The 22,123-nt window shown below is 69.1% G+C and carries 18 protein-coding genes; 9 read left to right on the top strand and 9 right to left on the bottom strand.

Going from position 1 to position 22,123, the window contains the following annotated elements; all coding sequences use genetic code 11:
• Positions 1-5 precede the first annotated feature (5 nt).
• The 3 genes from ABZU32_RS09000 (at position 6) to ABZU32_RS08990 (ending at position 5,110) form a co-directional block, all read left to right on the top strand.
• Positions 6-1,202: an aminotransferase class I/II-fold pyridoxal phosphate-dependent enzyme gene (locus ABZU32_RS09000; protein WP_354919229.1), complete on the top strand. Its 1,197-nt coding sequence runs from the start codon at positions 6-8 to the stop codon at positions 1,200-1,202.
• Positions 1,203-1,283: 81 nt separating this feature from the next.
• Positions 1,284-3,110 carry an asparagine synthase (glutamine-hydrolyzing) gene (asnB, locus tag ABZU32_RS08995; protein WP_354919226.1) on the top strand — a complete coding sequence of 609 codons (1,827 nt, stop codon included), beginning with the start codon at positions 1,284-1,286 and terminating at the stop codon, positions 3,108-3,110.
• A 533-nt stretch (positions 3,111-3,643) separates the two neighbouring features.
• On the top strand, positions 3,644-5,110 hold the full coding sequence (locus ABZU32_RS08990) for an ATP-binding protein (RefSeq protein WP_354919223.1): 1,467 nt from the start codon (positions 3,644-3,646) through the stop codon (positions 5,108-5,110).
• A gap of 386 nt (positions 5,111-5,496) precedes the next feature.
• Here ABZU32_RS08990 and ABZU32_RS08985 read toward each other — a convergent pair whose 3' ends face one another.
• Positions 5,497-6,126 carry a TetR family transcriptional regulator gene (locus tag ABZU32_RS08985; protein ID WP_354919220.1) on the bottom strand — a complete coding sequence of 210 codons (630 nt, stop codon included), beginning with the start codon at positions 6,124-6,126 and terminating at the stop codon, positions 5,497-5,499.
• A gap of 553 nt (positions 6,127-6,679) precedes the next feature.
• Between ABZU32_RS08985 and ABZU32_RS08980 the strand changes: the two genes are divergently transcribed.
• Entirely contained in the window at positions 6,680-7,465 is a 786-nt protein-coding gene (locus ABZU32_RS08980; RefSeq protein WP_354919217.1) for an NADP-dependent oxidoreductase, read from the top strand.
• A 154-nt stretch (positions 7,466-7,619) separates the two neighbouring features.
• Here the strand turns inward: ABZU32_RS08980 and ABZU32_RS08975 are convergent, their stop codons facing one another.
• Together ABZU32_RS08975 and ABZU32_RS08970 are read right to left on the bottom strand one after the other, a co-directional pair.
• Positions 7,620-8,327, bottom strand: coding sequence for an RIO1 family regulatory kinase/ATPase (locus ABZU32_RS08975; RefSeq protein WP_354919214.1), 708 nt, complete (start codon positions 8,325-8,327; stop codon positions 7,620-7,622).
• Between the two features lie 600 nt (positions 8,328-8,927).
• Positions 8,928-9,512 carry a TetR/AcrR family transcriptional regulator gene (locus ABZU32_RS08970; protein WP_354919211.1) on the bottom strand — a complete coding sequence of 195 codons (585 nt, stop codon included), beginning with the start codon at positions 9,510-9,512 and terminating at the stop codon, positions 8,928-8,930.
• Between the two features lie 78 nt (positions 9,513-9,590).
• Between ABZU32_RS08970 and ABZU32_RS08965 the strand changes: the two genes are divergently transcribed.
• The 4 genes from ABZU32_RS08965 (at position 9,591) to ABZU32_RS08950 (ending at position 12,995) form a co-directional block, all read left to right on the top strand.
• Entirely contained in the window at positions 9,591-10,370 is a 780-nt protein-coding gene (locus ABZU32_RS08965) for an oxidoreductase (RefSeq protein WP_354919208.1), read from the top strand.
• A 373-nt stretch (positions 10,371-10,743) separates the two neighbouring features.
• Complete coding sequence (locus ABZU32_RS08960; RefSeq protein ID WP_354919205.1) at positions 10,744-11,427, top strand: cellulose-binding domain-containing protein; 684 nt, start codon at positions 10,744-10,746, stop codon at positions 11,425-11,427.
• 680 nt (positions 11,428-12,107) lie between these two features.
• Positions 12,108-12,233 carry a hypothetical protein gene (locus tag ABZU32_RS08955; protein WP_354919203.1) on the top strand — a complete coding sequence of 42 codons (126 nt, stop codon included), beginning with the start codon at positions 12,108-12,110 and terminating at the stop codon, positions 12,231-12,233.
• Between the two features lie 30 nt (positions 12,234-12,263).
• Entirely contained in the window at positions 12,264-12,995 is a 732-nt protein-coding gene (locus ABZU32_RS08950) for a sulfite exporter TauE/SafE family protein (RefSeq protein ID WP_354919199.1), read from the top strand.
• A 180-nt stretch (positions 12,996-13,175) separates the two neighbouring features.
• On the opposite strand, the gene ABZU32_RS08945 is transcribed toward ABZU32_RS08950, so the two are convergent.
• The gene (locus ABZU32_RS08945) at positions 13,176-13,706 is read right to left on the bottom strand and encodes a hypothetical protein (RefSeq protein WP_354919196.1); all 531 of its coding nucleotides are present in this window, start codon (positions 13,704-13,706) and stop codon (positions 13,176-13,178) included.
• Positions 13,707-14,091: 385 nt separating this feature from the next.
• Between ABZU32_RS08945 and ABZU32_RS08940 the strand changes: the two genes are divergently transcribed.
• Positions 14,092-16,830 (top strand): NACHT and WD repeat domain-containing protein, encoded by a 2,739-nt coding sequence (locus tag ABZU32_RS08940; RefSeq protein WP_354919194.1) that lies wholly within the window; start codon positions 14,092-14,094, stop codon positions 16,828-16,830.
• A 201-nt stretch (positions 16,831-17,031) separates the two neighbouring features.
• Here the strand turns inward: ABZU32_RS08940 and ABZU32_RS08935 are convergent, their stop codons facing one another.
• From ABZU32_RS08935 to ABZU32_RS08915, 5 genes are all read right to left on the bottom strand, one after another.
• Positions 17,032-17,271, bottom strand: a complete 240-nt coding sequence (locus tag ABZU32_RS08935; protein ID WP_354919191.1) for a hypothetical protein — start codon at positions 17,269-17,271, stop codon at positions 17,032-17,034.
• Between the two features lie 42 nt (positions 17,272-17,313).
• A complete protein-coding gene (locus ABZU32_RS08930; RefSeq protein WP_354919188.1) occupies positions 17,314-17,814 on the bottom strand; it encodes a hypothetical protein in 501 nt (166 codons plus the stop codon).
• Positions 17,815-17,995: 181 nt separating this feature from the next.
• Positions 17,996-18,328, bottom strand: a complete 333-nt coding sequence (locus ABZU32_RS08925; RefSeq protein WP_354919185.1) for a response regulator transcription factor — start codon at positions 18,326-18,328, stop codon at positions 17,996-17,998.
• Between the two features lie 537 nt (positions 18,329-18,865).
• Positions 18,866-20,929: a hypothetical protein gene (locus tag ABZU32_RS08920; RefSeq protein ID WP_354919182.1), complete on the bottom strand. Its 2,064-nt coding sequence runs from the start codon at positions 20,927-20,929 to the stop codon at positions 18,866-18,868.
• Positions 20,917-21,822: a class 1 isoprenoid biosynthesis enzyme gene (locus ABZU32_RS08915; RefSeq protein WP_354919179.1), complete on the bottom strand. Its 906-nt coding sequence runs from the start codon at positions 21,820-21,822 to the stop codon at positions 20,917-20,919. Before ABZU32_RS08915 ends, ABZU32_RS08920 begins: the two co-directional genes overlap by 13 nt.
• Positions 21,823-22,123 lie beyond the last annotated feature (301 nt).

The raw sequence follows: 22,123 nt of genomic DNA, 5'->3' as shown, positions 1-22,123 counted from the left end.
CCTCGATGCCATCGACGCGACCGACGTCGGCACCGAGCGCGTTCGACCGGCTGCGCGCGCTCCTGGCGGGAATCCCCGCGCCCCCTGGCGTCACCACGATCCCCCTCCATCTCGGCGAGGCCCGTCTCGTCACGCCGCCGGTGGACGGCCGTCTCCTCGGTGAGGTGGACGGCTGGACGCGCTACCCCCCGCTCGGCGGCACACCCGAACTCCGGGCCGCCTACACAGGCTGGCTGGAACGCCGCTTCGGCCCCCACCTGCGCGCCGCCGTGGACGAAGGATCGCTCGCCATCGAGCCGACGCCCGGCACGAAGCAGGCCGTCACGGCCGCCATCACCCTCGCCGTCCACTCGCGCGCTCCGGCGGTCGTCCTGCCGAACCCCTTCTACCCCACCTACCACGCGGCGGTGGAGGCCGCGGGAGGCCGTGCGATCCTCTACGGCCACGCGCCGGAGGTCCCCGCCGCCGTAGAAGCTCACCGGGGTGTCGCCGCGGTCGTCGTCTGCTCACCGGGAAACCCCCGCGGTGAGACGCACACCCCTGCCACGGTGCGCGCCATGAGCGCGGCGGCGCGCGCGGCCGGCGCGCTGCTCGTCGTCGACGAGTGCTACATCGACCTCGTCCACGCCGCGTCCGCGCACGACGGGTTCCTGACGTCCGGCACGGCCGGTGAAGCGGGACGCTTCCTGGTCCTGCACACCCTGTCCAAACGGTCCGGGATGCCGGGCCTGCGGTCCGGTTTCGTGATCGGTGACCCGGCGAGCGTGGCGGCGTACGCGAACCACAACCGCACCTGCGGTGTCTCCCAGGCGGCGCCGGTGTGCGCGGTGGCGGCACGCCTGTGGGCCGACGACGCGCACGTCGCGCACCTGCGGTCCGCGGTGAGCGCCAACTGGGACACCGCGGACGAACTGCTCGACGATCTGCCCGGTTACCAGCGGGCCGAGGCGGGATTCTTCCTCTGGTTCCCCGTACCCGACGACGAGGAGGCCGCGCGCCGGCTGTGGCGCGAAGAGGCCGTGACGGTGATGCCGGGCCGCTACCTCGGCACGGACACCGAGCGCGGCCTCAACCCCGGCGCGGGCCACCTGCGCATCGCGCTCGTCCACCCGCACGACCGCACCCGCGAGGCACTGACCCGCCTACGCCGGGTGCTCACCAGGCTCGGACCACTCACGCCCACAGGGAAGCCGACCGGATGAGCGGCGGTCTCCGGACCGACCCGCGTACGCCGGATTGTCATGAAGCTTCGACCACCAACGACCAACAGGGGAGCTGACCAGATGAGCGGCGGTCTCATCGGATGGATCGACGTCGAACGCGACCTGACGGAGCAGGCGGACATCGTGCGCGCCATGACGGACACGATGCGCGACCGCGGTCCCGACGCGGGCGCGGTCCACATCACCCGGCACGCGGCGCTCGGCCACCGCGAGCTCACCACCCCCGGCACCACCGAAGGCCCTCAGCCGGCGCTGTTCCCCGCGCACAGCGGCCCCTCCTCGCACGAGGGGCCCGTCGCGCTCGTGTACGACGGCGCGATCTACAACCTGGCCGCCGTCCGCCGGTCCCTGAACCTGGCCCCCGCCGCCACCGACACCGACGTGCTGCTGCGGGCCTACCTGACGCACGGCGCGGACTTCGTCACCCGCCTCGTCGGCGCGTTCGCGATCGCCGTCTGGGACGGACGCGACCGGCGACTGCTGCTGGCACGGGACCACATGGGCCTGAAGCCGCTGTACTACCACCCCTACCCCGGCGGGATCCTGTTCGCCTCCCTCCCCAAGGGGATCATGGCGAACCCCCTGTTCACTCCGCGCCTCGACCGCTCCCTGATGACGATCGTGCTACAGCCGCGCCTCACACTCGCTGGTGAGACACCACTCGCCGGCGTACACGAGGTGAAACCCGCGCACGTCATCACCTACACCCCCGACCACGGCCCGGTCTCGCGCGCCTACTGGCGCCTGACGAGCGAACCACACCCCCACACCCCCGCCGAGACCGCCGAACACGTGAGGGAACTTCTCCACGAAGCCGTGGCGACCCAGCTCCCCGCCTCCGGCCCCTGCGCCGCGATGCTGTCCGGCGGCGTCGACTCGACCTCGGTCGCCGCACTGGCGGCCCGCTCCCTGCCGTACCCCCTCGACACGTACTGCGTCGAGTTCGACAGCGACAAGGCCCACTTCGCGCCGACCGAACTACGACCCGACGTGGACAGCCCGTACGCCGCCGCGGCAGCGGAACACATGGGAAGCAGGCACACCACTCTCACCGCGACGATGCAGGACCTGCTCGACGTGATCCCGGCGACCCGCCGCGCACGTGACCTCCCCGGCTGGGGCCAGTTCGACGCGTCGATGTACCTGCTGTTCCGTCGCATGCGCCAGGACACCACCGTGGCCATGTCCGGTGAGGCCGCCGACGAGTTCTTCGGCGGATACCCCTACCTCTTCAAACCCGCCCTGATCCGCCGCGACACCTTCCCTTGGCTCGGCGACGGCCCCAAACTCGCCGACTACCTGACCCCGGACCTCGCCCAGGACGGCGACGAAAAGGCCCGGTACGCACAACTCCTCGGCGAAGTGCCAAGCCTGCCAGGCGAACAGGGCCTGGACGCACGCATGCGCGAAGTCCTGTACCTGGGAATGGCCGGCCCCCTGGCCGTGGTCCTGGACCGCAAGGAACGCATGAGCGCCGCACAGGGCCTCCACGTACGCCTGCCGTTCTGCGACCACCGCCTGGTCCAGTACGTATGGAACGTCCCTTGGTCCATGAAATGCGCCAACGGCCTGAAAAGCCTTCTCAAGCAGGCGATGGCCGACATCCTCCCCCCCACCACACTGAACCGCCAGAAGAGCGCCTACCCCCACGTCCAGAACCCGTCCCACGAAAAAGCCCTGGTACACGAGGTGATGCGCATAACGAACGCCGGCGACTCCCCCCTGCACGGAATGTTCGACACCCCCCGCCTCAGCGACCTCCTGCGCCAGATCGACACCGGCCAACTGAACGCACAACTCCCCGGCGGCGCCAGCGCCGCACAACTCCTCGTCCAACTCGTCGAACTCGACGCCTGGATGCGCGACCACCGAGTGACCCTCTCCTGACCCGCCGCGGCGCGGGGCGCGACCCCGAAGCCGGGCACGGGACCCCTGAAGGAGCGGTTCGACGTCTGCGCCGGCGCGGCTGACGGAACAGAGTGCCGTCTTGCACTGTTTACTGGACGAAACCGTCCAATGTGAGCCAGAGCGGCGCGGCCCGGCTTCACCGTGCCGGTCGAGCACGGAAACGTGGTCGATCAGGTGCAGCGCCTACCGTCGGGCAGTCCCGTCAGCGAGCGAGCGCACCACTCAAGGACGCCCTGTATCATAGTCGCGGACTATATAGTCCAGAATGCCATAGTCGATCCGCACCGTCCCGACTCCTTCGGGGCATCCTGGTCGCGGGGCGGCGAACGCCGCTGTGAGCGACGACATGGACACCGACGGTCATGACGGCGGCCGCACGACCGATTCGCGACGTCTCGGTCGAGAACCCGCTCGGCACCGTGGCCGAGCAGCCGGTGAAGGCGCATGCCTGACGGCGTGTCGCGGGGCGCCGGCCGTCTACCGGCTCGACGGCTCTGACATCCGGAGGTGATATGCCGCTTCTTCGACGCCCGCGCTCCGTCCGGGCTCGGTGCACCCTCATCGCGGCGCTGTTCGCGGCCGGCATCCTGGTGGCACTCGGCGCGACGCTGAACCTGGCGATCCACTCCCACATCCGGTACGAGGCCTTCAGCCAGGCCGAGCGGGTGGCGAGCCTGTGGAGCCCGATCGCTCGCGGCGGCACGGTGCCGCAACCGATACCCGCCCACCCGCCCATCGACCTCATCCAGGTCGTGGACATCCATCACCGGGTCCTGAACTCCAGCCGCAAGGCCTCCGCGACCGTCCCGCTGAGCAAGCTCCGGCCCCCGCCCGACGCCCGCTTCCAGCCGTACCGCGAGTGCCCGGCGGACGGCCGGTGCATCCTGATGCAGGCCATCCGCCTGACTCCGGCACCGGACGCGGGCGTCGTCTACGCAGGCGTTCCGGAGCCGGACCTGCTGGCCACCCATGAGCTCGAGTACGCCATCGCGGCGGGGGTCGTCCTGGTCACCGGGATCGTGGCCTGGACCGCATGGGTGCTGGTGGGGCGCTCGCTGCGTCCCGTCGAGGCGATCAGGGCCCGAATCTCGCAGATCACGGTGAGCGACCTCAGCCTGCGCGTCCCGGAACCGGGGGGCGACGACGAGATCAGCCGGCTCGCCACCACCGCCAATCAGACCCTCGGTCAGCTTGAGGGCGCAGTGGAACGCATACGCCGGTTCGCCTCCACGACCAGCCACGAGCTGCGCAGCCCCATCGCGGGGCTGCGCACGCAGTTGGAGGAGGCGTTGCTCTACCCGGACGACATCGACACCAAGGACGCACTCCGGAGCGCGTTGACCACCGCCGGCCGACTGGAGGCGATCGTCAACGACCTGCTGCTGCTCGCCCGTCTCCGGGCCGCCGATCCGCTGCCGCCGGCGAAGATCGATCTCGGCCGGCTCGTCGCCGCCGAGGTCAGCGCGCGGTCCTCGTCCGTGCCGATCAACGTCAACGCGCCCGCCGGGCTGGAGATCCGCGGCTCGCGCCTGCAACTGATCCGCGTACTGGAAAACCTCCTGGCCAACGCTCTGCGGCACGCCGAGTCAGCCGTGGAGGTCACCGTCGAGCCGACCGACGACGGGGTCGCGGTCACGGTGGCCGACGACGGGCCAGGCATCCCGCCGGCCCACCGTGAACGCGTCTTCGACCGATTCGTCCGCCTCGACGACGGCCGCCGCCGCGACCCGGGCGGGAGCGGGCTCGGCCTGGCCATCTCGCGCGACATCGCTCACACCCACCGCGGCACGCTCACAGTCGAGGACTCGCCACGTGGGGCCAGGTTCGTGCTGTGGCTGCCGCTCATCAGCGAAGGTCCTTCCACGGCACATCAGGGGCAGGCGCCTGACGCGCATCAAGAGCCGCGTTCACCGATGGGCCGATCGGCCGGACGGCCCGAGTCGGGCTTCGGCCCCGAGCCGGTGGGAGTCGCACCATGACGACCTGCGCTGGAACCCATTGCCGAACAACCTGCACTCGGCACGAGACCTCGTCCAACGGCGGGACGAGGTGGTCCGCCTGGAGTAGAGGCGCGACGACGGAATCCGGCCGCTGGACGACCTGGTCCAACTGCTCGCCGACGGCGATGAAGCCGGACGGTCGGCGGTTCGCGAGGGCATCGCGGCATTCGAGTCGCTCCCGGCAGGCGGAATCAGCCGGATTCGGGAAAGCAGCGAGCTGCGGCGGATGCCGATCCTGAGACTCTCGCGACCAGCCTGACGGCCCCGCTACAGGATGGTCCGCTTCTCGCCCGCACCACCCGCGACGTGCGGCGGTTGGAGGTGGCCCTGGACACAGCCCTCGGCTACGTCCGCGCAAACGGCCGTCACGCCGTGAGGAACGACTTCACGTGGTCGAGCGCCATATCGAGGGCGACCTCCATGGGCTTGATGTCATGAGCGGTCTCCGCGAGCAGGTACCCGCCTTGCAAGGCCGCCATCAGACTCGTGGCAAGCTTCTCCGGGTCGGCGTCCGGCTTGAGCACCCCGCTGTCCCGCATCCGCCCCAGGCCGGCGGCGAGCAACCCTTCCCATTCCACGAACGACTCGGCGAGTGTGGCGCGGGCCTGGTCGTCCTGGTCGGCGAGCTCGCTGGCCAGCGAGCCGAGCGCACAGCCGTAGGCGCCCTTCCGCAACGAGTTCTGCTGCACCAGCGCGTCGCGCCAGCGGACCAGGCCGCGGAACGACTTCAAGCGCTGAAGGTTGCCGCGTTCACGCTCGAGGACCTGCGCGGCGCGCGCCGCGACGACGGCGCGGACCAGTTCCTCCTTGTCCGGGAAGTGGTTGTAAAGCTGAGATTTGCTGGTATTGCTCGCGGCCCGGACGTCGTCCAGCGTGGTCGCGTTCACTCCCTTCACGTACATCAGCTCGACAGCGGCCGCCACGATGCGCGCACGGGTGGCGGTCCCACGTGGCGTCATCCTCTGCCCCGGCTGTGCGTTCTCCGGCCTGCTCACAGTCCTCAGGCTACCCCGTCTGATCGCAGCCGCCCTATGGACCACATGGTCCCGCTCGACCCCGGTTCTCCTCTAGGCGGTTGGTGTCAGTGGTCGACCGCCGGTCAGGCCGGTGGTGCAGGGGTGCCAGATGGCTTCGATCATGGCCGGGGGGCGTTGCGCGACGCGGGCCGAGCCGCACGGACGCGTCCCGCCGCCACCCATGCCTCCACCAACGCGATCCAGGACTATAACGTCCACAATATCTGGCGTGACATCGAGCGGCAGGTCTCCGTAACCTTCCATGATGAGGAGAAGCACCACATCAGAGGGTCGCGAAGATACGCCCTCGTCCGGCCGGGTGCATCTGCGCTGATACCATGATGGACGATATAGTCCATACAATGTCCATGGCGTGGCGGCCGGGACCGCATACAGGGAGGTGTCGGGTGAAGGCGATCGTGGTGACGGACCAGGCCGCGGGAACCGCCGGGATGACGCTGGCGAAGCGACCCAGGCCCGAGGCTGGGATCAACGACGTGCTGGTCATGCGTCGGGGTTCACCTGGACCGAGTTGGAGTGGCCCTCGACCTGGGCCGACCGCCTCGGCCGTGACCGGACGCCGTCGATCCCGGGCCACGAGGTGGCCGGAGTGGTCAGCGCTCTCGGTTATGGGACGACGGGGCTGTCGGTGGGCCGGCGGGTGTTCGGCCTCACGGACTGGTACCGCGACGGCACCCTGGCGGAGTACGCGGCCGTCGAGGCGCGTAACCTCGCCCCACTCCCGGGCGACATCGACTTCACGGTGGGCGCGAGCGTCGTGATGCCGGGTCTGACCGCGTGGCAGGGGCTGTTCGAGCACGGCCGCCTCCAGGCGGGGCAGAGCGTCCTCGTGCACGGTGCGGCCGGCGCGGTCGGTTCGATGGCGACGCAGCTCGCACGCGAGGCCGGCGCCTACGTCATCGGCACCGGACGCGCCGCCGGCCGGCAGACGGCGCTCGACTTCGGCGCGCAGGAGTTCCTCGACCTCGAGGAAGACACCCTGGAAGATGCCGGCGGAGTCGACCTGGTGTTCGACGTCATCGGCGGCGACATCGGGACGCGGTCCGCAGGCCTGGTTCGCCCCGGAGGAACGCTGGTGACCGTCACCGGGCCGCCGGAGGCGCGGCCCGCCGACGGCCTGGCGATCGACTTCGTCGTCGTGTCCGACCGTGCTCAGCTGGGCGAGATCGCCCGGCGCGTGCGGGACGGACGACTGCGGGCGAACATCGGCGACATCGCGACCCTCGACGACGCCGTCGCCGCCCTCAACCCGACCGAGCGGGCCGAAGGGAAGCCGATCATCCGCGTTCGCCCATAAGGACCCGGCGACGCGATCGCCGACGGCAGATCGGCACGGCGAGCTCGGCGTCCCCCGACCAACCGGTGGAGCGGTCCTGCCACGTTCCGCGCTTTGTGCTGCTGAGGGGCCGGGTCCTGGGCGGTCTGCTTCGACCGCGTTCCGCAGGAGGCGATCAGAACACCATTGTGAGCAGGTCGGCGAACAGCTCCTGTTCATCGATCTCGAGCCCGCGGTGGGTGAACCACGTGGCCATGTTGTGGCAGTCGCGCATCAGAAAGTCCATGCCCTTCGGGTTGCCCACGATGTCGACGACCTGGGGCAGGTCGATCATCACGATCCGCTCGGCCTGCGCGAGGACGTTGTACGGCGACAGGTCGCCGTGCGCGAGCCCCGCGCGGGCCAGTTCACGCATGCCGTCGCGGAGCTGCTCGAAGTACACGCCGAGCAGCTCCTTCGACGGCCGGACCTGGGCGAGCCGGGGCGCGGCACCGCCCTCGCCGTCGTCGATGAACTCCATCAGCAGCTCGGTGCCGTCCACCTGCACCGGATACGGCACCGGGACGCCGGCCTTCCACAGCCGATTGAGGGCGTCCCATTCGGCGTACGCCCACTGACCGGCCGCGACGCCACGACCGTGCGAGGTCTTCTTCGCCATCGCCCGGCTGTCGCGGCTGTTGCGGGTACGGCGGCCTTCGACGTACGACGTACTGCGGTGGAAGGACCGGTGTTCCTCGGTGCGATACCGTTTCGCGGCCAGCAGCGAGGACTTCGCCAGGTTGTCGCCGATGGCTTCGACGGCCCGTTCGAGCAGGAAGACGTCGGCTTCCTTACCGGTTTTGAGGACGCCGAGCTCGGTGTCGATCGCAGCCTGTTCCGTCACAACCCACGAGGGGCGTGGTTCCGGGCCGCGAGAACCGCGCTCGACCTGAAGCCAGGTGGACCACCGCTGATCCGGGCCCAGCTCCTCGTCGACCGAATGGAACTCGAAGACGAAGGCGTCGGCCGGAGCTGATGGAGACTCGTCACCGGTGAAACCGGACCAGCGGGAGTCGAGGTCGGAATGGGAATCAGAGAGTTCGTACTCGGAAGACAACGGGTGTGCTCCTGAACAAAGAGGTCGGACTGATGCGGACATGCCGCAGCACAGTGATGGCCATCCGTCAGCCCTCCTTAGTCCAGGCAGCGCTCGCCGCCGCTCGATCAACCCAGCATGCCCGCCCGTTCCGGCCCCCGCAACGCATTTACCGGAGGCTCGACCGCGCGGTCGGGCTCACCCCGGAGCTCCCGCACCGGCTTCGCGGACCGGCAGGCCGGCTCCGGCGGCACCTGCTCCCGCCAGGTCCGCGACGCAATGAGCCGCCGGCGGTGTTCGTCGTACGATCGTAGGAGGTCACCGAGGTTCTGAACCGGCCGATCAGCCGGGAACCGCCATGGAACTCGACCGGTGCGGCACTGCAGACGGGAACTGCCGGCTCCAGGGTCAAGAAACCGGCAGTGCGATGCTGTCGATCGCGGCGTCGGCGATTCGGTTCCTGGTCTTCGCGTCGATCCCTGCCTTGGCGAGTGCTTCGAGCCCGCGATGCGTGGTGAGGATCAGTCCGCCGAGCACCTCGGCGTCGGCGGCCGGATCCACGTGCCCGGCGCGCTGCGCCTGCTCGACAAGCCGGCGGCAGCTGTCGAGCAGCATTTCGTACGCCGCGAGTGACCTGGTCGCGATGGCGTCGTTCTCCGACGCCAGTTCGGCCGTGGCCTTGGCCAGCAGACAGCCAGGCCTACCGGTGTGGTCGTCCGGCGCCGTGAGCCATTTGCGGAGACGGTCGAGGGCCTGGTCCTCCGGGCCTTCGAGCAGGGCGGCGGCGTCCTCGTCGGAGTTCGCGCAGTACTCCTCGAAGATTCGCTGGAACAGGGCCTCCTTGTCGCCGAACGCGCCGTAGAGGCTTCCCTTGCTGAGCCCTGTCGCGCGGGAGAGATCGTCGACCGAGGTGCCGTGGTAGCCGGTTTCGTTGAACTGCCGGCGCGCAGCGGCCAGGACGTCTTGCTCGCTGAATTTCCGTGGTCGCCCCATGCCTCCATGGTACGTCGTTCTGAACTACCGGTCCAGAACTTCTGGACGATCGGTCCAGAACCCGTTATTGTGGACCGTATGTTCAGAACTGGCACTTCGCCCGACACCACTGAGTTCGCAGGAAAGCGCGCGATCGTCACGGGAGGCACTCGCGGAATCGGCGCGGCCATCGTGCAGCGGCTGCTCGACGGCGGCGCGACCGTCGTCACCACGGCGCGTAACGCCTCCGACGAGACGCCGAAGGCCGCCACCTTCATCCAGGGCGACATCGGCACGCTCGCAGGCGTGCAGGCATTCACTGCGGCGGCGCTCGGCGAACTCGGCGGCGTCGACATCGTGGTCAACAACGCGGCGGCGGCACGCGCCCACATCGGGGGCATCTCATCCATCCCCGACGACGAATGGACCGACGCACTCGACCTCAACTACCTGTCCGCCGTGAGGGTCAACAACGCGCTGCTGCCGGCGCTGCGCGAGGCCGGGCCGGGCAGCGTGATCGTCAACATCTCATCGGGAGCGGCCCTCACGCCGGCGCCGCCATTGGCTCACTACGCTGCCGCCAAGGCCGCCCTCAACACCTACAGCAAAGCGCTCGCTTCCGAGCTCGCGCCCGCCGGAATCCGCGTCACCACGATCATCCCCGGCAACGTGCTCACCCCGGGCGCCGACGCGATCCGCCAGAAGTTCGCCGACGCGATGGACGTCCCGCTTGCCGCCACCACAGCGGGCATCCCTCTGGGTCGTCCCGGAGACCCGCGCGACATCGCCGAGGCCGTCGCCTACCTCGCATCGGACCGGGCTCAGTGGGTCACCGGAGTAAGCCTGACAGTCGACGGCGGTGAACTCCCCGTCATCTAGCTCTTGCCTGATCCTTCACGCCACGAGTCTCGGCGGATCTGCTCGAACAGCTCAACCTTGGTGAGCGCCACCAACTCCCCCCTCGGAATGGTGGGGTCCGGCACCGGAGGCGCCGGGCCCCAGGCGGTCACTGGCGCATGGTCAGACGCCAGGCCTGGTAAGTGACGATGTCCGATGCTGAAGCGGCCTTGAGCATCTCCGGTGACGGAGAGGCCGCTGCCCCGGTAGGCGGTCTCGTCCAGGGGCGGGTACGTGGCGACGAAGAAGGAGCCCTCATCGCGAATCGTCCCCGCTGCCCAAGAGCCTGGCCCCCTTCATCATTTACTCCGCCCGGGGCAAGTACCTGGTCGGCGAGCTCTGGCTGAAAAGCAACATGACGTTGTACACCGCGACGATCCGCGACGCCTACTTCACCAACGTCTCCTTCGACGTGAAGAAGGTCGTCAACCTGCACGGTCGTTCGTCGGCCGTGAACATCAACGGCGTACATTTCACCAACTTCACCGTCCAGGGCAAACCCGTCACCAGTTCGACCGACGCGGACGCGAGCTGGAACATCAACTCCTACGTCTCCAACATCACCTTCTCCACGGCCCCGACCCCCACGCCGTCGCCGACCCCCACACCCTCGCCGACACCCACGCCGTCGCCGACGCCGACGCCGACGCCCTCGCCGAGCCCTACTCCGTCGCCGAGCCCCACACCCTCGCCGAGTCCCACTCCGTCGCCGAGCCAGTCCGGTGCCTGCGAGGTGGGCTACACGATGAACTCCTGGAACGACGGGTTCACCGCCAGCATCCACATCACCAACCGTGACACATCAACGATCAACGGTTGGACTTTGGCGTTCACCCTTCCTGGCGGGCAGACCATCACCAGCGGCTGGAACGCCACCTACACCGGCTCCAGCGGTCAGATCTCCGCGCGCAACGTCTCGTACAACGGGACGCTGGCAGCAGGCGGATCCACCGACATCGGCTTCCAGGCCACCCATACCGGCAATACCGGCAAGCCTGACCAGTTCGCCCTCAACGGCGTCAGCTGCGCCATTTCCTGACGGGAACGTCGGGTCACCGGTGGGACCTCGGCCTGCCCTGCCGCAGGCCGGGGTCCCACCGGCTCACCACGCACGCTCCGGCCTACAGCCCTTGGTCGACGGCAGAATGCCGATGAACGTCCGGAAGAACTCTCCCGGGGGAGTCCGAGCACCAGCGGGCACAACAGTGTGTCTGGCAACGATCGCCCGCCATACTGCCTGACTCCGATAGCTGCGACCGTGGGCGACTGCCGGCGTTCCGGTGTACGCCCTAGAAGATCGCTGGTCATGGCTGACTGAGCACCACACAGCGGCACCTGTCCCCGGCGCGCGCTCGATCGTCGATGCCGGAGAGGCGTTGAGTGCCCATTTCTCGGGGCGCCGGTCCCCAAATGGTCCCCGGCTGCGGGTGGTGTAGCCACACGCGATGAGCCGGCCGACATACAGAAAGGTCTGTTGAACTGGGATCACTCCCAGGTCGACAGACCTTTCGTCTGTCGGGACGACAGGACTTGAACCTGCGACCCCTTGACCCCCAGGACGTTGGACTGAGCGTTTCCAAGCTCAACAGCGTTCAGGCCGCTTCAGATAGCGTCCGCTGACATGCGCCTTGTTCGGCTGGACGCATAGCGTGTGGTCCCCATCTGGTCCCCACCCCGACAAGGGTTGTAGATCTCTGACGCCGCACCTCGCGGAACCAGGTGGCGGTCATCCTGGCGCCACCCGTGCTCGGCCTGCTCACGGACCTGACCGGCGGTTTCGCACCCGCCTGGGCCCTGCTCGCCGCGCTGACCGCCGTCACCCTGACAACGACGGCCCGGCTGTGACCGGCGTGTGGTCGCTGGCAGGCTGGACCGGTGACCCTCGACCTGCTGCCGACACTGTCGGCCGCATCGCTGGCGGCGTTCGCCCTGGCGCTGCTGTCCGCGGTAGCCGGGTTCGGTGGCGGGGTACTGCTGCTGCCCGTCTTCACCGCCCTGTTCGGGCTGCGCTTCGCCGTCCCGATGCTGACGCTCACCCAACTGTCCAGCAACGGCGGCCGGGCCTGGCTCAACCGCCGCGAACTGCGCCGGCCGCTGGTCGGCTGGTTCGCCCTAGGCGCCGTCCCCCTCGCGGTCGCCGGCGCGCTCGTGCTGGTCCACGCCCCGCTCAGCCCCTTGAAAAGGGTGCTCGGGGGGTTCCTGATCGGCGTGGTGATCTGGCGGCGGCGGAACCCCCACACCGCCAAGCCCCGCGACCGGGCCTTCATCGGCGTCGGCGCCGCCTCCGGGCTCGGCTCGGCTCTGCTCGGCTCGGTGGGCCCGTTGACCGCCCCGTTCTTCCTGGCCTACGGGCTGACCCGGGCGGCCTACATCGGCACCGAAGCCGCGGCCGCCCTCACCATGCATCTCACCAAGATCGCCGCCTACGGCGCCGGCGACCTGCTCACCAGCCGCGTCGTTCTTTACGGCGCCGTTCTCACTCCGGCCACCCTGGCCGGCGCATGGACCGGAAAGAAGCTCGTCGGACGGGTCAGCGACCGCATGTTCGTCCTGCTCGTCGAGATCGGCCTCGTCGCCGCCAGCCTGCTCTTCCTCGCCGGCCTGTGACATCTGTTCGGGACACGCCAGAGCCTGACCCGGTGCGGCTCGGTCCGATGTGGATCGTCAACCCGTACAGCCCCCGGCCAACTGATCAGGCCTGCCGCGTTCGTCGAATGTTCGGGCGAGCGCCGGTTGGGCCGGCCGGGATGGTGGAGCCCGGCACCGGAGGCGCCGGGCCCCGTGCGGTCACTGGCGCATGGTCAGGCGCCAGGTTTGGTAGGTGCCGTAGTTGCATTCCAGCGCGTAGGCCTTGCCGTTCGAGCCGGCGTCGATGCAGATCGGGCCGTCGAAGGGGTTCACGAACTGGACGTTGTTGTAGTTCGGGCCGCGGGCGTCGAGCCCTTGGGTGTCGTTGTGGATCGGATCGCTGACGCAGTCGCGCATCCGCAAGGTATATTCTCTGGTTATTTCGATTGTGCCTTCGAACATTTCGATGCAGAGCTTGGTGTGCATATTGCGGATCTGGACGACGTTGTAGTCGGGGGTGCCGGCCCGGTGCCCGGGGCGCGGGCCGTAGTTCCCCTTGATCTCCCAGGTCTGCCAGTTGTTCCCGGCCTGGCACGGGCTGGTGTACAGCACCTGATAGTTGCCGTCCAGGCAGCGGCCGGTCGCCCACTGCTGCAGGTGCCCCCGGAAGGTGAACAGGCCGGCCGCCTGGCTGGGCGTCGCCAGGGCCACGCCGGGAAGCAGGACGAGCATGAGCGCGGCGATGAGCATCAGCGGTCGCCACGCGCGTCGACGATCGCCGGCCAAAGCGTGCGCCGGGGAGGGCGTGGCGTCACCGGCCATGGCGCGGGTCGCGTATGGGGCACCTCGCCGCGGGAGACCACGCGGTGGTCGCGGTTCGCGCTGTGGACGGTGTTGCTTCGGTAACGGCATGCGATTCCTCTCTGAGGCGAGGCTCCCGCCGGGCACGGCCGATCGATCGGGAGCGGAGTGAGCCAGACGCTAGGGGCAGGCGGCGTGTTCAGGTTCGCCGCCGGAAACTGAACAACGAACCTCGAACATCTGGCCCGGCTCGAATGTCAGAGGAAGTACAACTTCGAGCTCTTGCCGACGGTGATGAAGATCGCCTGCGACGATGTCGGCGTAAGGGGGGTCAGTGCCACGTCAAGAACGTCAACTGGGCGTCGAGGACACGCCGTTGCTTCGGTTCGCCGGTGATCTGCGGCGATTACGGCGGCAGGCCGGACAGCCGTCGTACCGGGAACTGGGCAGGCGAGCCCGCTATTCGGCGGCGGCGCTGTCGGAGGCCGCGGCCGGGCGGAGGTTGCCGAGCCTCGCGGTGACGGTGGCGTTCGTCGCGGCCTGCGAGGGCGATGTCGAGGCGTGGCGGGAGCGGTGGCGGGAGCTGGCCGCTTCCGACGCCACGGCGGAGGAGCAGGCGTCGTCGCCGTACGTCGGGCTGGCGGCCTACCAGGTCCAGGACGCCGACCGGTTCTTCGGCCGGGAGGCGCTGACCGAGACCTTGACGCGCCTGGTGGACGAGCGACCGTTCGTGGGGGTGTTCGGCGCCTCCGGCGCCGGCAAGTCGTCGCTGCTGCGCGCCGGGCTGGCCGCCGAATCAAAACGCACCGTCCTGGTCCTCACCCCGGGCTCCGACCCGGTCACGGAGGTGGCGACCGTCGTGGCCGGCCTCGTCGACCAGCCTTTGGCCCACGTCCGTGAGCGACTCGCCACCGACCCGCACGCCCTGCGCGGCCTGCTGTCCGAGGCGTGCGACGACCTGCTGCTGATCGTCGACCAGTTCGAGGAGGTGTTCACCCTCTGCGCGGATGACGACCGGCTGTGGCTGGTGCGGGCGCTGACGGCCGCCGCCTCTCCGCGCCGCAGGGTGGTGCTGGGCGTGCGCGCCGACTTCTACGGACACTGCAGCCGCCACCCCGAGTTGGTCGCCGCCCTGTACCGCGCTCAGCTGATGGTCGGCCCGATGTCGCCCGACGAGCTGCGCCGCGCCGTCACCGAGCCGGCGGCCCGGGCGGGTGCCTCGGTGGAGTCCACCCTGCTCGCCCGGCTGATGTCGGACGTCGCCGGGCAGCCGTCGGCGTTGCCGCTGGTGTCGCACGTGCTCGCCGAGACCTGGCGGCGCCGCCGGGGCATGGTGCTGACCCTGGCCGGTTACCAGGACGTCGGTGGCGTCGAGCACGCCCTGGCGCGCACCGCCGAGCACACCTTCCAGCAGCTCACGAGCGGCGAGCGGGACGCCGCCCGGCTGATGTTCCTGCGACTGGTCACTCCCGGCGACGGCACCGAGGACACCAAACGGCGGCTTCGGCGCGACGAGCTGGGGGCGTCGCACGGCCCGCTGGAGCGGTTCGCCGCGGCCCGGCTGGTCAGCGTGGACGACCACGGCGCCGAACTGGCCCACGAGGCGCTGCTGCGCGCGTGGCCACGGCTGGCCGCCTGGATCGCCGAAGACCGGGACCTTCTGCGGGCCCATCGCCTGGTCACCGAGGCAGCCACGGCCTGGCAGGCGCATGGCCGCGATCCCGACCTGCTGTGGCGCGGTGAGCGCCTGACCGCGATAGACCGTCTACGCGACCGGCTCAACCCGGTCGAACGTGACTTCCTCGACGCCGGCCTGACGGCGCAGAGCCTCCGCGAAACCAGGCGACGCCGACGGCGACGCCGGCTCAGAGTGCTCATCGCCGCCCTGTCGGTTCTCGTCGTCCTGCTGACGGGAGCCGTCGGCCTGGCCGTCACGGCGAAAAGCGAAGCCGACCACCGGAGAAACGAGGCCATCAGCCTGCGCGCGGCCGACACCGCCCGCGCCCTCCTGCTCACCAAGCCGCGCGACGCGGCGGCGCTCGCCCTGGCCGCCTACCGGATCAGCCCCACGGCCGAGACCCGTGCGGCGCTGATCCTCGCCCACGCCGCAGCGGGGGCGAGGATCCTCGGTGAGGGGTACCAGGACACGTCCGTCCGGGTCGCCGTCACCCCCCGGACCGTTCGGTCTGGCAAGTACTCCGGTTATCGACTCTGGCGCCGGGACGGCACCGCCTGGCGGCCCGGCGGCGTCCTGCCCAGTGGCGCTTTCCTCTACAGCAGCAGCGCCGACGGACGCCGCCTGCTCACCTGGCACGCGCCTACCAGATTCCATCTGTGGGACGTCTCCGATCCTGACCATCCACGAGAGATCGCCGTACCGGACGATCTCCCGATAGTGAACGACCTCACCCGTGACGGCGGACTGCTGGTCGCCACGGGAACCGACCGCAGGACCGTGGTGTGGCGGGTCGCCAATGGATCGGTTCGCCGGCTCCCGGCCAGGGACGTGGAGGGTGCAGCGCTCGTCCCCGACGGCTCAGGGATCGTGCTGACCCGCCGCGACGGCGGGCAGTACGCCGTCGAGCTGTGGAGCCTCGACGGTGCGCGGATCGCAACCCTTATGCGCACCCCAGACGTGGTGTATCCCTACGCCGGGCCCGCCGGGACGGTGGCCGTGGTCGGAACGAAATCGGGGAAGCTGACCGTGCTGAAGGCCACCGACCCAAGGTCGCCGCGCACGATGGTCCACGTCGACGGCATGGGGTCTCCGACCTGGGTCGTCTTCGATCCGCAGGGCCGTACGGCCGCCGCGCTGGACGACGACTCGATCAGAATGTGGGACCTGTCCTCAGGAGCCGTCGTCCTGTCCCTCCACTTCGACGGCCTGCCGCTGACACGCCCCCGGCTGCTGTCCGCGACCGGCGAACTGCTGGTCCTCAACTCCGAAAGCGGCGCCCTGTGGCAGGTGGACCCCAACCTGTCCCGAGTGATCCACCACACGTGCGCCAGCCGGGTGGAACTCGACTGGAATCGGTACCTCCCCGACACGCCGCGGGTCTCCTTGTGCGGATGAATCCACGAGTCTCACCATCTGCGTTCGGGATGGGGTCACGTCCAGGAGAAGACCTCCTCCTGGGGAAGACTCGCCGATCCGAACCGGACGGCCGAGGTGAAGGCGGCCGGCCGTCGAGCACGGAGGACTGAGCCGATTTCTGAGGTGGCATCCCCGGCGAGCGTGCGCGGGATCTGCAGCAGGCCGGACATACAAGCGCCATCAGGAGATCGGCACCGCGCGCACCACGCATGACGCCGCGCAAGGTCGGGTAACCGGGCCCTCTTCGAGGCGCCCGGCCGAACCGATCACGTGCAGCACCCTGTCGACTTCGTCCTCCGTCATGAAGAGGTTGAGCAGGGTCAGTTTGAGCCACACGGACGGCGTCCCCGTGTGGAGCTCGGTACGTCCGACGACGGCTTTGCCCTCTGCCAGGATTCTGCGGCGGAGGGAGGCGTTCACCGCGTCTGACGCCTCCGGAGGACGGCGGCGGTGTCCAGAGGGTCAAGTGGAGGGCAGGAGACCGTCCAGCCGACATCCGTCGGTGGTCTTGCCGTTGTCGCAGTGGTCGAGCTGCAGGCTGTCCAGCGCGTAAGCGAAGGTCTGGCCGGACGGGCTGACCACGGACAGCTGCGCTGTGGCCGCGCCGGTCGGAGCGACCGCCGAGACGCTGTACTCCTGCCAGTTGGAGTTGAGGGCGTAGGTCGCGCTGTCGCTGCTGGAGATCGGCGCGTTGGAGGAGTTGTACCACGACAGCCGCAGCTTGACGTTACCGGAGGTGGCGGTCGTCACCCGGGCGAAGAACTTGTACCGCTGTCCCGCCGTCACCGCCGGCTTGCGGGTGAGCGACAGGATCCCCTCAGACCACGACTGGACGTTCATGGTCAGGGACCGGCGGCCGTCGAAGTACCTGGCTGACACCTGGGCGTCCGATCCCGGTGGGGTGACCTGCATCCAGCCGCCACCGGAGAGGGTGAAGCCCGCCGGGAAGCCGTACGACGCCACGGACTCGATCCCGCGTCCGCGTTGGACCGCCCGCGCGCCAGCGACCGGAGGACATCCTGTTCGCGTTCCGACAGCTCCGGCAGTGGCCTCCCGGTGCGTACGGCGAAGCGTTCGATGACGCCGCGAGTCGAGGCGGGGAAGACCAGTGACTCGCCCGAGGCGACGACGCGGACGGCTTCGATCAGTTCCTTCGGCGGCACCTTTCCAGTACGAAACCGCTCGCACCCGCTCGAAGCGCGTCGAAGACGTACGCGTCAACCTCGAACGTGGTCAGCACCAGGAGGCGGGGAGCGTCCTTCGCGACGGTGATGCGGCGGGTGGCCTCCAGGCCGTCCATGCCCGGCATCCGGATGTCCATCAGGACGACGTCGGGGGGCGGGGAGCCGCCGGTGAGGGCGAGCGCGGCCTGGCCATCGCCGGCTTCGGCGCTCACCTCCCAGTCGGGCTCGCTGGACAGAATGGCGCGCAGGCCGATCCGCACCAAGGGGTCGTCGTCGACGATCGCGATCCGCACGAGCGGGAACCGTGATGACCTTGACTCAGATCTGGTCGCTGACCGTGGGACCACCGATGGGCCACTACATCGCCTACAGCGTCGTCGAGATGTCCGCCACAGCACTCATCACCGTCCTGGCCTGGCGCTGGGTGCGGCGGGACCGCCACTTACTGCGTACTGATCCCCCAATACATGCTGCGCCCCTCCGCTGCCGGCTGTGTGTCCAAGACCCTCAGCCACGAGTACGGCCATCACGGCCGGCGGTCCACACGACTGAAGTGGCTGAAAGGGATATCGCTCGGGCAAGCCAGGTGCGTGCGGCACATGGTCGGCCCCGAAGAGCGAGGTCACGTGACGAGCCAACAGCACCGTACAACCGATCCTGAACCTGAAGAGCTCCCGGTTGATGCGCCGACCGGCCCGCCGCCTCAGGTACGGGTGAACCTGCCGATGGCCGCACCCCCAGACCGCGCGTGACGATCAAGTTGGCAACCACGCTGAGCTGTTCTTGAAGGCTCTGGCCGGGTTGGCTCCCGCTGGGAGCCTCGACACCGGCTATTTCGACAGCTCCGCACCGTGGGTTGGACCGCTGGCCGGTTGAGAAGTGGCGGCCAGAAGATGGTCGCTGATCATTTGATGTCTGAACTGGTAGTACGGGCCGGATCGGCGCAGAATGCCAAGGTCGTAGGCGTATTCCAGAAAGGGCATCAGGCGCAGAGGGGCGCGGCCACGCAAGGCGAACCACAGGCGGGCGGAGGCGAAGCGGGCGGAGGCGCTGGACGCCTGGGACATCAGACCAAGCCCGCCGCCGGACGCCAGGGCGCTGACAAAGGCACCGAGGATGGCCTGCTGCCAGGTGGGGAGGCCGAGGCCCCACGCGTGGTGGGTCTGGAGTGCCTCCTTCAGGCTGTGGGACAACCTGCTGCCTAGCAACGCACCGTCGATCCCGCCCACGAGGGCTCCCGCAAGCGCGCCAAGCCCCCAACTGTAGGCCGTCGCCTTCCGGTCGTTGCTGAGATAACCCTCGGGGGTACCGGCTTCCTTGGGAATGGCCTCCTCGTGCAGTGAACGGGCGATGCCGAAGGTCAGTCCGTAGATGAGAGCGTGGGCCACGACGTACGACATGCCGTCGAAGAGGAGGGCGCTGTCGATTCCGCCCATGACTGCGCCGACCACGCCGAAACCGATGCTGCGATAGAGGGAGCGCCGGGGGTTCTTCTTGTCGCGGATGCTCGGCGCCGACCGACGTGGGGCGTCGGGGCCGACGAGAGTAAGGACGAGGCCGGCCGCCGATCCTACGGCGAACCCGAGCGCAAGGCCGACCTGGAGCAAACCGAACAGTCCGAACAGGATCGCACCGAGGATCGCACAGCCCACACCCCCTCCGATGACGCGGACAATCGGAAAGAAGGCGCGCGTGCGGACAGCGCGGTGCATCTCCCACCACGCCAGGTCCCCGGAGCCCGAGTCGTGGAGGTACTCACTGAGGAAGCGCAGCGTGGTCTGCGCGACGGCCGGTCTCCACGTGGCCGGGTTCGCCCCTGGCCCGGTCAGCGCGGCGGGGATGAACGCGCTGACCAGGTGGCGCTCGATGCGGAGACGGCTGCCGTCGGTGAGCAGGTCGGCGGGTAGCGGGCGGTTGTTCCGGTACTGCGTGAGAGTCAGGAAGAGCATGAGCGGGGTACTGAGCGCGGCGGCCACCTTTCCGTCGGGACGAGTGGTCAGCTCGTCTAGAAGCGGTGCGAGGGCCTCGCTTCCGTCGCGGTCGATCAGATAGAGGGCGGCCACGTGGGCGTCCAGCGGCTGCAGCGTGGTGACCAGCGCCCCGTCCAAGAGGCGTGCCAGGTCCGGGGTGAACTGCTCGGTCCGGCTGGTGAGGACGAACGAACGGCTCCACGGATCGGAGTTCAGCGTCGCCAGGACGGGCGCCCGGCGCTCTTCCGCGAGTTCGTCGAGGCCGTCAAAGATCGGAAGCAGCAGGCCGAGCTCGAACAGCTCGATCACCGTCGGGGACGGCCCACCCCGGGAGCCATTCCTGCTGTCGTCGAGAAAGCCGTAGTCCAGCAGGAGGCGGCGGTTGATCCACGCATGCAGGGTCTCCTCCGGTGACCACGACGAAAGCGGTAGCGTGACCGGCACCGGCGCCGCTGCCGCCGGTTCGGTCATCGCGAGGGTGAGAAGCAGCGCGAAGCTGGTTTTCCCCGATCCCGGTTCCCCAGTCACCACCAGCCTTTTGGGCACCCGGCTGCGTGTGAAGCCGGTAATGAGCTCGCCGGAGTCTCCCGCGGCGGGCAGCTCGACGGCCAGGCCCCCGGCCGCCCGAAGGCCGGTCGCCCGCCAGCGGATCACCATGGGCTGGCCTTCCCAGATGCCTCGCCTGCCCGATTCACGGGTCGCCTGCGCGCGTACTTTGACGCGCAGCTTCTCGGCGCGTTCGGCTGCGCTCCCCCGGGCCGGGCTGGAGGTGCGCAGAGAGACGAGCAGCGCGACGGCCGAGACGGCAGCTGAGACCAGAGCCACCGCGGGCTCGACGTCCTTACCGAGCAGCAGAGCAACGGCACCCACAACGACGCCGGCGGCGAGCAGGAACCATAAAAGAGTGATGATCAGTCGGCGCACCGGGGACCCGATTCGTGGGGAACAAGGCTGATGACCCCGTTTCCGCGCCGGGCGAAGACCAGCAGCGGCGTCCGGGCCGATGACGTACGCGTGAGGCGCCTCGGGTGAGGTAACCGGGAAAGGTAGGCCCAGGCCAGCATGGCGTAGAGCGCGCCGACATAGGGCCGGCTACCCGTCCGGCTGTACAAGTCGTGCAGCGTCGCGCGGGTGGTGCGAAGACGGCGGCGCACCTCCGGGAGGCGCGACTCCCCCCGGGTCGCAGGAGTCGTGATTCCGGCCGCGCGGTCGATGTCGCGGTCGAAGTGGTCGTCGAGCATTTGCAGGGTCACACCGAGATCCTTCAGGAGGTCCTGTTCGCGGGCGGCCATGTACGGATGGGCCAACGTATGCAGGAGCAGATTGGCCGTGGCGCCCTTTCCACGGGTGATCTCCCAAAGCAGGTCCTCGCGGATAGCGGGGTTCTTCTGTTCGCGGGACAACTTCTGGTAGCCGTGCAACGCTCTGAGCGTCACGTGCGGCAGAGCGTCCTCGGGCAGGTCGAGGCGTAGGGCCAGGGATTGGTAAAGATCGTGGAGCAGGGCGTCGAACTCGGTCAGGGGAGTGTAGGGGCCTCCGCTGAAGAGCACATCGAGTCCGCCGTCGAGGTCGGGCCGGCCGGAATGGTCCATGAGGTCGTCGTACAGCCGCGCGATCGCGCCGCCGAGGACGAAGAGATCGGGGCGGCCCGGCTTCCTGACTGTCATGGCGTACGTCGACAGGAGAAAGCCGACCTTGAGCGAGGTGGCCCGCAGTGCTTCGCACACGTGTTGTCGCTCGCCGGGGTTGACGGCCTTGTCCACGAGCGGCGCGACCACCTCGTCGAAGGCCCTGGTGAAGACCTTCAGGTCGCGCAAGGTGAACCTGATGACCGTGGTCAGCGCCAGAAGGAGAGCGCCCAACTTCAGTCCATGTCACATAGGGCGGAGACCGTGCTTTCTCTCACTATGGCCAGCATGTGGCCCAGCTTAGGTCTCGAACGTGGCGATCAGCCAGACGATGAGCCGATCACCAGCCACCGCCGGGCACGCACGTCGAACAGGTCGACGCCCCCAAGCTGCAGAAGGGCCTTGACGATCCCACCGTCGGCGGCCGGCCGTGGTCTGAGTCGTCGAAGCGCCTCACGACTGAAACCGGATTCGCCGATCAAAAAAGACT

This window comes from Sphaerisporangium sp. NPDC005288, from assembly GCF_040607475.1.
Taxonomy (GTDB): Bacteria; Actinomycetota; Actinomycetes; order Streptosporangiales; family Streptosporangiaceae; genus Sphaerisporangium; species Sphaerisporangium rhizosphaerae.
This window is presented reverse-complemented; position numbering and strand designations above follow the sequence as displayed.

Bases quoted from the DNA above. Each gene is read 5' to 3' on its own strand.
- ABZU32_RS09000 (WP_354919229.1), top strand. From the start codon at position 6: ATGCCATCGACGCGACCGACGTCGGCACCGAGCGCGTTCGACCGGCTG.
- asnB (WP_354919226.1), top strand. From the start codon at position 1,284: ATGAGCGGCGGTCTCATCGGATGGATCGACGTCGAACGCGACCTGACG.
- ABZU32_RS08990 (WP_354919223.1), top strand. From the start codon at position 3,644: ATGCCGCTTCTTCGACGCCCGCGCTCCGTCCGGGCTCGGTGCACCCTC.
- ABZU32_RS08970 (WP_354919211.1), bottom strand. From the start codon at position 9,512: ATGGGGCGACCACGGAAATTCAGCGAGCAAGACGTCCTGGCCGCTGCG.
- ABZU32_RS08965 (WP_354919208.1), top strand. From the start codon at position 9,591: ATGTTCAGAACTGGCACTTCGCCCGACACCACTGAGTTCGCAGGAAAG.
- ABZU32_RS08960 (WP_354919205.1), top strand. From the start codon at position 10,744: ATGACGTTGTACACCGCGACGATCCGCGACGCCTACTTCACCAACGTC.
- ABZU32_RS08945 (WP_354919196.1), bottom strand. From the start codon at position 13,706: ATGCTCATCGCCGCGCTCATGCTCGTCCTGCTTCCCGGCGTGGCCCTG.